6 protein-coding genes and 2 tRNA genes are annotated in these 12667 nt (G+C 31.4%); 3 read left to right on the plus strand and 5 right to left on the minus strand.

The annotated features are described in order from the left end of the window. From Q0997_RS18345 to mutS, 4 genes are all read right to left on the minus strand, one after another. Window positions 1–3839 (minus strand): Ig-like domain-containing protein (locus Q0997_RS18345; RefSeq protein ID WP_299891649.1); only part of this gene is annotated, 3839 nt, incomplete at its 3' end. A gap of 473 nt (window positions 3840–4312) precedes the next feature. After that, a tRNA-Leu gene (locus Q0997_RS18350) sits at window positions 4313–4396 on the minus strand. A 30-nt stretch (window positions 4397–4426) separates the two neighbouring features. After that, window positions 4427–4498, minus strand: a tRNA-Gly gene (locus Q0997_RS18355). A gap of 100 nt (window positions 4499–4598) precedes the next feature. Continuing rightward, entirely contained in the window at window positions 4599–7211 is a 2613-nt protein-coding gene (gene mutS, locus Q0997_RS18360) for a DNA mismatch repair protein MutS (RefSeq protein ID WP_299891652.1), read from the minus strand. Window positions 7212–7332: 121 nt separating this feature from the next. On the opposite strand from mutS, the gene Q0997_RS18365 reads away from it, so the two are divergent. Further along, window positions 7333–7869, plus strand: coding sequence for an RNA methyltransferase (locus tag Q0997_RS18365; protein WP_299891654.1), 537 nt, complete (start codon window positions 7333–7335; stop codon window positions 7867–7869). A gap of 35 nt (window positions 7870–7904) precedes the next feature. Here the strand turns inward: Q0997_RS18365 and folK are convergent, their stop codons facing one another. Further along, entirely contained in the window at window positions 7905–9062 is a 1158-nt protein-coding gene (gene folK, locus Q0997_RS18370) for a 2-amino-4-hydroxy-6-hydroxymethyldihydropteridine diphosphokinase (RefSeq protein ID WP_299891656.1), read from the minus strand. 71 nt (window positions 9063–9133) lie between these two features. Here folK and Q0997_RS18375 point away from each other — a divergent pair, with 71 nt between their 5' ends. Further along, window positions 9134–9838, plus strand: coding sequence for a queuosine precursor transporter (locus Q0997_RS18375; RefSeq protein WP_299891659.1), 705 nt, complete (start codon window positions 9134–9136; stop codon window positions 9836–9838). 122 nt (window positions 9839–9960) lie between these two features. Beyond that, window positions 9961–12636, plus strand: coding sequence for an AsmA-like C-terminal region-containing protein (locus Q0997_RS18380; protein WP_299891662.1), 2676 nt, complete (start codon window positions 9961–9963; stop codon window positions 12634–12636). Window positions 12637–12667: the final 31 nt, after the last annotated feature.

Raw genomic sequence — 12667 nt, forward strand, 5'->3', positions numbered from 1 at the left:
AAATGGTTACTAACACCATCGCCATCTGTATCATATGCTGGCTCTACCATACCATTTACATCGCCTACCATTGGGTCGGCTGGATCATCATCTAAGTAATTTGGTACACCATCGTTATCATCATCCCCACTTGGATCACCTGGTCCTTCTGCAACATCTAAGATACCATCGTTATCATCATCTTGATCTACGGCATCTGGAATGCCATCCATATCAGAATCTGGTCCAGTAATAGAGATTGTTACTGTCGCTTGCTCACAAACTGATGATCCACTTGCATCATTACAAACTTGATAAATGATGGTAACATCTCCATATTCCATACTAGCAGGAGAATATGTAATCTCGCCTGTAGTTGTATCTATACTTACCATTCCACTCGCAGTTCCTGTTCCTGTATCTGTAACTGTTGTTATTCCTCCATTAGTTAAATCATTATTATCTAAATAATCATCATTATCTAAAACATCAATAGTTACAGGAATTCCAATACCTGTATTTGCTGTATCATCTTCTGCTGTTGGCGCACCAGGATTAGGATCTGACGGATCAGGATTCCCATCTCCATCCGTATCTGCGGCTGTTTGTGTAAAGTTTATTGTTATTGTTGCTATTGAAGTTGCACAATTAGCTACTGTATAATTAAAGATATATGTTCCTGAAGATAAAGCTGAACTATCTAATGTTCCTGCTCCTTGATCAAAACTCGATCCAGGATCATCTGAACCAGATACCGTATCTAAATCCCAAGTTCCTCCTGTATCTGGTGTTCCTAAAAGGGTTGTGAACAAATCTATTAAACCTGTTGTTGTATCAGCCGAAATTGTATTATCACTACCTGCATTTGGAGCCATTTGTACTGAAACAGTAACCGATGTTATTCCATTCACAGTACAAGGCAAAATAGCATTTACTGTATAATCAAATTCATAAATTCCACCTGTAGTAGGATCATAAGTTTCTGCTCCTGCACTAAAGTCTCCTCCGGGATTATTTGGAGAACTTCCAGACACACTCCATGAACCACCTAAGTCTGCTCCAGTTATTAACGTATTTAAATCAACAACAGCATCTCCTGCGCAAACAAAAGCATCTGTACTTATTCCAGAATTTGGATTATCTATTACTGTCACTTCTACAACATCTTCACCTCCACAGTCTGTACCATTATCTGCAGAAAGCCTAAACCATGTGGTCTCATTAACAACAACTGAAGGTGTTAATGTTCCATTTTCAAAACCTGTACTCCATGGTCCTGTTGCACTATCTGTACTATAAGACCATTCATATCCTCCGGTACTATTTAACCCAATATTGTTTTGGATATTAAGCGTTTCTCCTGCTACCACTGGGGCAGTAAAAGGTACTTCATAAATAGAAGCTGTACCAGGTGTACAAGACCCATCATTAATTTGTGCTGCTGGGGTACCATCTGGAATAACACCACTAGTAAATGAAGAGGTATTCGCTCCTTCTGAAAAAGAAATAATTACGGAGTCTATTTCGCCGACATCTAAATTTTCACAATCATATACTTGTACTTTCCATCCACCTTGCCTAGCATCATAACCAATAAACGGTGTTATATCAATTGGAGTAGGACCAACAGCAGGTGAAAAAACAGTACAAACAGTCGAATTATTTGATGGATTTGCATAATACGCATTATAAGTTCCTGTCAAAGCAGGTCCTGCACCACTACATGCATTGTTTCTTGAGAATTCACATATATCAAAAACTGGAAGTGTTGGTACAATGGTTTGATCATTCGTAAATGTTAAATTGACAGCATTATCTGCTGCATAACATGGGGATCCATTTTCATTTATCCCTAAAGGAATGGTTATCAAACCATCAGGAGAAACCATATAATAACCTACATCGGATATATAGGTATGTGTTATATTGAAAGTCACTGAAAAGATAGTTGAAGCTGTTATCTTGAAAGGTCTCTCTACTGGATCATAATAAGTAAATGTTGGATTGTTAGCTGCAATACCGTTTAAGCTTATAGTATCTCCTAGACAAGCGGTTAAATCGGTTCCGGCATTTGGTTGAATTTGTGTATTCCATACCCATGCTCTTCCTTCTTCTATTGTTCCTCCATCATTACGTACCACCAAATATCCTCCATCAACTAAACCAGTTTGTAAAGGTGTCGAATTTAAAGCGTAATCATCATAAGAATTGCTTGTTGGGTTATATATATACCAATCATAAGTTGTCCCTACTCCTCCAATTGGGGACTCTAACTGTCCTGCTCCTGCTCCACCATCAAAAATAAAAATAGGATCGTCTGAGTTTGCCGAAAAAATTGCATTGCTATAACTAGTAGTCAAAGTTCCACAATTTGTAGAGGCAGCTGGTGCTGTTAAAGCTATTTCACTTCCTTCTAATTTTATAACTAAAACTGTTGTTATTGCATCTGCACATGGTCCAGCTCCAGAAACCACATAATTAAAAGTTGAAGGGCCTAAAGGTAAACCTGATACGGTTACTATACTTCCAGCTAAAGCTCCAGTACTATCATTATCAACCCATGTGCCTCCGGCATCTTGAGCTCCATCTAAAGCTGTAAGTAAATCAACTGTGGTATCAGTTGTAAATACATATAAAGGGCCAGAGGTTGAACCAGAATTTGGAGGATTAGTTAATGTTATAGTTGCCGTAGCAGTTGCAGAGGTATTTCCAAAAGGATCGGTAACCGTAATTTCTACAATTCTTGGAGTAGCAGTTTCTGGCACTGCAGTAGAATTTTTATAAACTAAATCATCTAATGTATTACGTAATGTATTTACATCTGCACTATCATTATTAACGGTTAATGTTGTTGTACCGTTACCAGTAACTGAAATTCCTGGAAAAATTCCTTTTATACTTAAATCCTCATTACCTATATCTTGTGGGTTTGTTAATGTGATGGTCATAAATGAAAGACCGTGTGGCGCTGTAAATACAGAAGTTGCTCCAGTGGTTGCAGTATCTATAAACTCTGAACTATTAGAACAACCAGGTACATTTATATCTATTCCCCCAGCTCCAGTTAGATTTGTATCGTCTAACCTTATATATGGTGTAGGAGCTAAATCTAACGTAAACGGTTCTCCAGAAGCAGCCTCAGTTGCATCTGTAACATAATATTCAACTGACAATGTTGTAACTGCAATATTACTTTGAACTATCCAATACGTGCCTGCACTAGTAATTGATGCATTAGATCCAATATGGATTTCAGAAGTATTATTATTATTAATAAAATGTCCCGGTTGTCCATTGGTAAGGTTTCCTGTAAATAAAGCTCCCGGATCTGGACTAGAAATTTTAATATTCTCTGTCCTTATAAGATCACTATGTTCTTGAGAGCTTAAAATGACATGTACTGGTTCACTAAATGTATAAGTGTACGTATTTCCAGATACTCCTATAATAGCTCTTGAATTATTAAAACTGCTTGTAAGAGTTACTGTTGGAGGAACTGCATTGACTACTCCGCTAACGGTTGCAGAAGGAGACCTTGCAATATCAACAGTAACATAAGTTGTACCATCACCAATTGCAGAAAAACTACTTGTTTGAAAATTAGTTTCTGGTAAAGTACCAGATAAACCTCCCCAAGTATTTACTACTTGTGCCTTAGCTTCAAAAGAAAAAGCAAATAAAAATATTAATAAAAAATAAGGAACAATAAATATATTAAACTTTACGTTAACCCTATTATTTGGAAATTGATTTTTAATTATTTTTTGAACAAATGTTCCTTTTCCTATAGAGCTACATATATTATTTTTAAAAAATAATATATTAACCCTTGAGAAAATACTTTGAAAATATTTCAACATAATGGTCAGTTTTATTAGTAAAATTGGTTATTATTCCTGACCCTACTTTTGTATGCTCGCCAAAGTTTTACAATTGTAGGGTTTATTCATATTCTTAATTAAACCATGACTATAAATTCATGGTTTAATTAAGAGGGATATTAATAATTTTAGTGAGGGATTCGTTTAATTTTGAACCAAATTATACAATATAGGATACATAACTATATTTAAACACCTTACAAAAAATAAGGTTTTTCCTTTTTTTTGTAAGTATTATCTTCAGCTTCAATCTTATTAAATACTTAAAATCAATTATAAATATCTATAACTATTCAATTCTATATTTTAAATTTAGATGAGTGCTAACAGTTCTGTAGATGAATGTAATGTTTCTGTCTTTAAATTGTTGTTTCTTAAGTTAAAACAGGCAACTTATAATCTTACGTAGACTACAAAAAAAAGCCTCGAAAACAAATGTTTTCGAGGCTTAGTACTGAAGACGGGACTTGAACCCGTACGTCCTAATGGACATTGGATTTTAAGTCCAACGTGTCTACCAATTCCACCACTTCAGCATGGAATATTTTTTAAAGGAAATATCTCAGAGCGAAAGACGGGATTTGAACCCGCGACCCCCACCTTGGCAAGGTGATGCTCTACCCCTGAGCTACTTTCGCAGTCTTTTAATGAACATAACAATATCGCTATTGCGGATGCAAATTTAAGTCTTTTTTACAAATACCAAAGTGTTTTTAAAAAAATTATTAAATATTTTTTTTAAGTAGCTTTTGTCTTAACTAACATTCGTTTTATTTCATTCAATTTCATTAGTGCTTCAACTGGGGTAAGTGTATCAATATCAGTCAATAATATTTCTTCTTTTATTTCTTCTAGCAACGGATCATCTAAATTAAAAAAGCTTAACTGCATTTCATCTTTTATAGATTTCACTTTATTAGTTAGTTCTTCACTAGAATGAGATTTTTCTAATTTCTTTAAAATTTTATTAGCGCGATGTAATACCTGTTGTGGCATTCCTGCTAATTTGGCAACGTGAATACCAAAACTATGCTCACTTCCTCCTTCTACTAATTTTCTTAAAAACAAGACATTATCCTTTAATTCTTTAACTGAAACATTGAAGTTTTTAATTCGAGAAAACGTTTCTGTCATTTCATTTAACTCGTGATAATGTGTTGCAAATAACGTTTTTGCTTTAGCTGGATGCTCATGTAAATATTCACTAATTGCCCATGCTATGGAAATACCATCATAAGTACTTGTTCCTCTTCCTATTTCATCTAAAAGCACTAAACTTCTATCTGAGATATTATTAAGTATCGAAGCCGTTTCATTCATCTCTACCATGAATGTTGACTCTCCCATTGATATATTATCGCTTGCTCCTACTCTTGTGAATATTTTATCTACTAATCCAATTCTTGCCGATTCTGCTGGTACAAAACTTCCAATTTGAGCTAATAATACTATTAGTGCTGTTTGCCTAAGTATTGCCGATTTACCTGACATATTAGGTCCAGTAATCATAATAATTTGCTGTGTATCTCTATCTAAAAACACATCATTTGCTATATACTGCTCTCCTATTGGTAATTGTTTTTCAATTACAGGGTGACGCCCTTCTTTTATCTCTAAATCGTACGAATCATCAATTATTGGGTACACATAATCATTATCATTAGCTAATTGTGCAAATCCACATAAGCAATCTAATTGACCAATTAAGAATGCATTTTGTTGTACAGCTTTAATATATTGGTTCATCCAAATCACTAAATCTCCAAACAATTGCTGTTCTATAGAAAGGATTTTTTCTTCTGCTCCAAGAATTTTCGCTTCGTACTCTTTTAACTCTTCAGTAATATAACGTTCTGCATTTACTAATGTTTGCTTTCTAATCCATTCTTCAGGGACTTTATCCTTATGCGTATTTCTTACCTCTATATAATACCCAAATACATTATTCGATGCTATTTTTAAAGACGTAATACCTGTTCGTTCACTTTCTCTTTGTAGCATTTTATCTAAATACTCCTTTCCTGAAGAAGATAAAGCTCTTAACTCATCTAACTCTGAAGAAAAACCTTCTGCTATTGTATTTCCTTTTAAAACATTTACAGGCGCTTCTTCATTAATAGTTATCTTAATTTTTTCTCTAAGTAAATCACAGCTCTGAAGTGTATCTCCAATTACTTTTAGTGATTCATTATCGCAATTTGACGATAACTCTTTTATTGGCAATATTGCTTCTAAAGAGTTTTTAAGTTGTATTACCTCTCTAGGGCTAACTTTTCCTGTCGCAGTTTTAGAAATAAGTCTTTCTAAATCTCCTATTGATTTAATATGATTTTGAATCTTTCCATGAATTGTTTTTTCGGCTTTTAAGAAAGAGACTACTTCATGGCGTTGTTTTATTTTTTCAACATTTTTAAGAGGCAATGCTAACCATCTTTTTAACAATCTACCTCCCATTGGAGAGATTGTTTTATCAATGACATTTAATAATGTAACAGCATTGTTATTAGTTGAATTATATAATTCTAAATTTCGAATAGTAAAACGATCCATCCAAACATATTCATCTTCTGCTATTCTTGATACAGAAGTAATATGTTCTAATTTATTATGTTGCGTTTCTGCTAAATAATGTAAAATTGAACCTGATGCAATAACGCCTTCTTTTAAATCTTCAATACCAAAGCCTTTTAAAGATTTAGTATTAAAATGTTTTAAAAGTGTTTCATTAGCATAATCTGTTTGATACACCCAATCTTCTAAATTAAAAGTATGAAAATCGCCGCCAAAGATTTCATTAAATTGCAATCGCTTTTGCTTAGATACTAATATTTCGCTTGGATTAAAATTCTGTAACAACTTGTCTATATATTCTTGATTTCCTTGAGATGTTAAAAACTCTCCTGTAGAAATATCAAGAAAAGCAATACCAATATTGTTTTTACCAAAATAAACAGAGCATAAAAAATTATTAGTTTTAGATTGGAGCACTTCATCATTTAGAGCGACTCCAGGTGTTACCAATTCTGTAACTCCTCTTTTAACAATCGTTTTTGTTTGTTTAGGGTCTTCTAATTGATCACATATAGCAACACGCTCTCCTGCCTTAACCAATTTTGGCAAATATGTATTTAATGAGTGATGCGGAAAACCTGCTAATTCAGTTTCTGTTTCACTTCCAGCTCCTCTTTTAGTTAAAATAATCCCTAAAATCCCAGCAGTTTTAACAGCATCACTGCCAAAGGTTTCGTAGAAATCTCCAACTCGGAATAACAACAATGCATCAGGATACTTTGCCTTAATTGCATTATACTGTTTCATTAAAGGCGTTACTTTTTTCGTCTTTTTTGCCAATGGAATTCTGTTTTTAAGTAAGTTTGCTAATGTAACTAAATATTGATTTTTTTTAAAGTCAATTTCATTTAAGTTATCTATAATTATTCACAAGATAACTGTTTGATTCAATTAATATAAGATGCGAAAATTAAAAAATAATGAACTTGATAGATTAAGTGTTGATAGTTTCAAATTAGCAAAAAAAACACCTGTCATTATTATTTTAGATAATATTAGAAGTTTAAACAATATAGGTTCTGTTTTTAGAACCAGTGATGCTTTTTTAATTGAAAAGATTTACTTGTGTGGTATTACTGCTAAACCTCCACATAAAGACATACACAAAACTGCTTTAGGAAGTACTGATACTGTTGATTGGGAATATGCAGATAACACAATGACTGTTATTGAAAAACTTAAATTAGAAAACGTAAAAATTTGCTCTATAGAACAAGCTGAAAATGCTACTATGTTAAATAATTTCTCTCCAGAAGAGCATACAACTTATGCTTTAGTATTTGGTAATGAAGTTAAAGGCGTTTCTCAAGATATTGTTAGTAAGAGTGATTATGTTATTGAAATTCCTCAATATGGCACTAAGCATTCATTAAATATTTCTGTAAGCTGTGGTGTTGTTCTTTGGGATGTGTTTTCGAAGTTATCTTTTCTAAAATAGTAGATTCCGTATCAAATATGGTATGACAAAAGCGTTTAATTTTTACAAATTGCATCTAAAATAAAAAGATAATCTTCTCTACTCTTTATAAAATCACGATCTGAAATATCTATAATTTTCACATTTAATTCCGTTTGATTCTTTAAAAACTCTAAATAACCAGAATTTATTTTTTCTAGATATTCGTTATCTATATTTTGTTCGTATTCCCTGCCTCTTTTTCTAATATTCTCTTGGAGTCTTTCTGTATTTTGATATAAATAAACATACAAATCTGGTTTAGCTATATCTTTATACATTAAGTAAAATAACTTTCTGTAAAGTTTAAACTCATCTTCATGCAAAGTAATTTTAGAAAAAATAAGTGATTTAAAAATATCATAATCACTAACCATAAAATCTTTAAACAAATCTAGCTGAGATAAGTCATCACTAATTTGCTGATAACGATCTGCTAAAAAAGACATTTCTAGAGTAAATGCATAGCGTTGCGCATCATCATAAAATTTTGGCAAAAAAGGATTATCTGCAAATCTTTCTAAAATAAGTTTTGCATTATAATCATTAGACATTTTAGTTGCTAAAGTCGTTTTTCCTGCTCCTATATTTCCTTCAATAGCTATGTAATTATATTTTGAAAAATCATGAAGCTGTTTACTTGGATTCTTCAACCAAATATTCACAGACTCTAATTCGCTTTCATCATCGCAATCTACCAATAATTCTGAAATTGTTTTATTTAAGTTTGGATGATTAAATTTTGGAGCAATCGCGTTTAATGGTTCTAAAACAAATTTACGCTTATGTAACTCAGGATGCGGTACTTTTAAAGATTTAGTATCAATAATCTCTGATTCCTTTCCAGAAGTAATAAATAAAACATCTAAATCTATTGTTCGAGATTCATAACCTTTAGTTTTTGTTCTAATACGACCTAAACCAGTTTCTATTTCTAATAATTCTTTTAAAACTTTATTTGGTTTTAAATCACTCTCAAGAATTAAACAAGCATTATAAAAATCTTCAATATCTGTATCACTATCAAAACCAAAAGCTGGGGTTTTATAAACTTTAGATATTACTCTAACACAACCAATTTTTTTATAAATAGCATCTATTGCCGATTGTAAATTTTTAAATTTATCACCGGTATTACTTCCTAACGCTATATAAAAATTTCGTGTCTGCAACATAAGAGAAAGCAAAATAACTAAAAGTAAATGGTTTAGTTTATATTTACTGTAAGAACTTATTAACGATTTTAATGACTCTAAAAAACAAACTTCTAGCACAACGTATCTACCTGTTTTTAGGCGCCTTGTTTATAACATCTTTAGTTGTCTCTAATTTAATTTTTCAGAAGTTTTTTTATTGGCACCCTATTGATGTTGAAATTTTTGGCAGTAAATTATTCGAGATTTCGGTTGGTATATTACCCTATCCTATAACTTTTTTAATTACAGATTTAATAAGTGAGATCTATGGTAAAAAGCGTGCGAATGACATTGTTATTGCTGGTATTTTTGCTTCGGTTTTTTCTCTATTCATTATTTTAATTGCTAATGAAGCACCTGCCACATCTTGGTCTTATGTAAACAATGAAATGTTTACAACCGTTTTTGGAAATTCTGTTATCGCAGTGTTTGCAAGTATGATAACTTACTTATTTGCTCAATTTGTAGACATTCAAATCTACCACTTTTGGAAACGTTTAACCAATGGTAGAAAATTGTGGCTTAGAAATAACTTTTCCACTTGGTTCTCTCAATTTGTAGACACTTTTACAATTTTAATTCTACTATGCTCTTTTGGTATTATTCCATGGGAAAATTTTAAAGGATTATTAGTTAGTGGTTTTCTATTCAAGGTTCTTATTGCCGCTTTAGACACTCCATTTTTATATTTAGGTGTTTATTTATTTAGAAAACGTTTTAACCTAAAAATCAACGAGGAAATCGAATTATTATAAATTTGTCTTAAATTAAGAACCCATTTCGACAATTAGTATCATTATTGCGTAACTATTATAACACACACCCTAAAATTTAATGCTTAAGTTTCTTGAGCGAAGTTGAAAGACAAACATTAAAGATGAAAAAAATATTAAAAATTACAGGTATAACCTTACTAATATTAATAATTATATTAGTTACAGCTCCATTTATTTTTCAATCTCAAATTAAAGACATGGTTCGCAATTTCATTAACGATAATGTAAATGCAAAAGTTGAATTTACTGATGTTAGCTTAAGTTTTATTAGCAGTTTTCCCCAAGCCAATGTTTCTCTTGATGGTCTTAAAATTACCAATTTAGCGCCATTTGAAAATGAAACACTAGCAGATGTAAAGTCTCTTTCTTTTGATATGTCTGTGAAAGAGCTTTTTAAAAAAGCAAGTGAAAATCCTGTAATTATAAACAGTATAGATATTGAAGAAGCATTAATAACATTAAAGACAAATAAATTTGGAGATTCAAATTGGGATATAGCTAAGGAAAGTGAAACTAAAAATAGTACTTCAGAAACTTCTGAGGGTTTCAAACTTGACATTCAAGATTATGCAATAAAAAATAGTGCCTTCACCTATTTAGATGAAGTTGCTAATAATAAAATTTATATAACCGAACTTAATCATTCTGGCCAAGGTGTTTTTTCAGAAACTGTTTCAGAAATGGATACTAAAACTAAAGCAAATATAACATTAGCTGTTGACAGCACTGAATATTTAAGTAATAACAAAATTAAATTAGATGCTTTGATTGGCTTAGATTTAGAACAAAACAAATATTCATTTAAAAAAAACAAAGGTTTAATAAACAATCTGCCTTTGGAATTTAATGGCTTTGTCCAAAATGTAGATAATGGTCAAAATATCGATATTACTTTTGAAAACCCTGGATCAGATTTTAAAGATTTTTTAGCTGTTATTCCTACAGTATACTCTAAGAACATTAGCGACGTACAAACTACAGGGAATTTTAAAGTAAAAGGTATAATTAAAGGTTTAGCTACTGACAATACAATTCCTACTATAGATATTAATATTGCTTCAAACAACGCATCGTTTAAATATCCAGATTTACCAAAAAGCGTTGAAAATATTAGTATAAATGCTTCGGTAAAAAATACTACTGGAAAAACAGATGACACTTTTCTAGATATTAAAACCTTAGATTTTAAAATTGATGAAGACGCTTTTAAATCTTCAGCAACTATAAAGAACCTTACTAGTAATCAAATAATAAATGCAAGTATTGATGGTATTCTTAATCTAGCAAATATTACAAAAGCATATCCTTTAGAACTTGAAAACAAGTTACAAGGCATTGTTAAAGGGAAAATCAATACTAATTTTGATATAAACGCTATAGATACTAATGCTTATGAACGTATTAAAAACAACGGTGACATTAGTATTAGTGATTTTGAATTTTCTTCGGTAGACATTGTAAATCCAATAAAAATATCTCAAGCAGATATTAATTTTAAACCTGGCATTGTCACCCTAGAGCATTTTAAAGCCACTACAGGAAAAACAGACTTAGATGCTACAGGAAATATAAATAACCTTTTAGGCTTTTTATTGAGTGATAAAAAATTAAAAGGAAACTTTAATGTAAACTCAAATACTTTTACAGTTAGTGATTTTATGGTTGAAGGTGGTTCAGAAAGACCTGTTAATCAAAGTACAGAGCCAGACGATGCTTTAAAAATTCCAGCATTTTTAGATTGCACTATTAATGCTGATGCTAAAACGGTTTTATACGATAATTTAACTCTAAAAGATGTTAAAGGCACGCTTGTTATTAAAGATGAAAAAGCCGACTTAAAAAAGGTAACTTCTAGTCTTTTTGATGGTAATTTATCTTTAAGTGGTCTTGTAGATACTAAAACAAAAATCCCAACTTTTAATATGGATTTAGGGATTGAGAACTTTGATATATCTAAATCATTTAACGATTTAGACATGCTAAAAAGTTTAGCTCCAATAGCTCAAGCACTACAAGGCAAACTTAATAGTGCTATTTCTTTAAAAGGTGTTTTAGGCGATGACTTCACTCCTATTCTAAGCTCTATTTCTGGAGGCGCTTTAGCCGAATTATTATCAACCAAAGTAACTCCTAAAAATGTTGAACTACTTAGTGCTTTAAATAGTAATTTAAATTTTATTGACTTTGAAAAATTAGATTTAAAAAACTTAAAAACCGCTTTAAAATTTGACGATGGCAAAGTAAATATATCTCCATTTAATATAAAGTACGAAGACATCAATATTACCGTAGATGGTTCTCATGGTTTTGACAAAACAATGAATTACAATTTAGTACTAGATGTACCTGCAAAATATTTAGGTAGTGAAGTTAATAGATTAATTGGAAAAATAAATGATGACAAAGTAAATAATATAACAATCCCAGTTACTACAAATTTAACTGGTTCATTTACTAAACCTAAAGTAGAAACAGATTTAACTAGTGGTGTGCAAAAACTAACAGCACAGTTAATAGACATACAAAAACAAAAATTACTTAACGATGGCAAGGATAAGCTTAATGACATGATAGGTGATGTTCTTGGTACAAATAATAATGAAACAGACTCAGTAAACACAGAGTCTTCTCCACCAGTTACAGATATTATTCAAGATATTTTTTCTGGAAACGATAAAGAAACCGATTCTACAAAAACAGACTCGTCTAAATCAACAGGAAATACAGTAAAAGATATTATAGACTTGTTTGGAAAGAAAAAGAAGAAAAAAGAATAACTAATAAAAATCATTGTAAGCTTTTTGTTTT

Origin of the sequence: uncultured Lacinutrix sp., from assembly GCF_947500325.1 — a bacterium.
In the GTDB taxonomy this organism is placed as follows: Bacteria; Bacteroidota; Bacteroidia; order Flavobacteriales; family Flavobacteriaceae; genus Lacinutrix.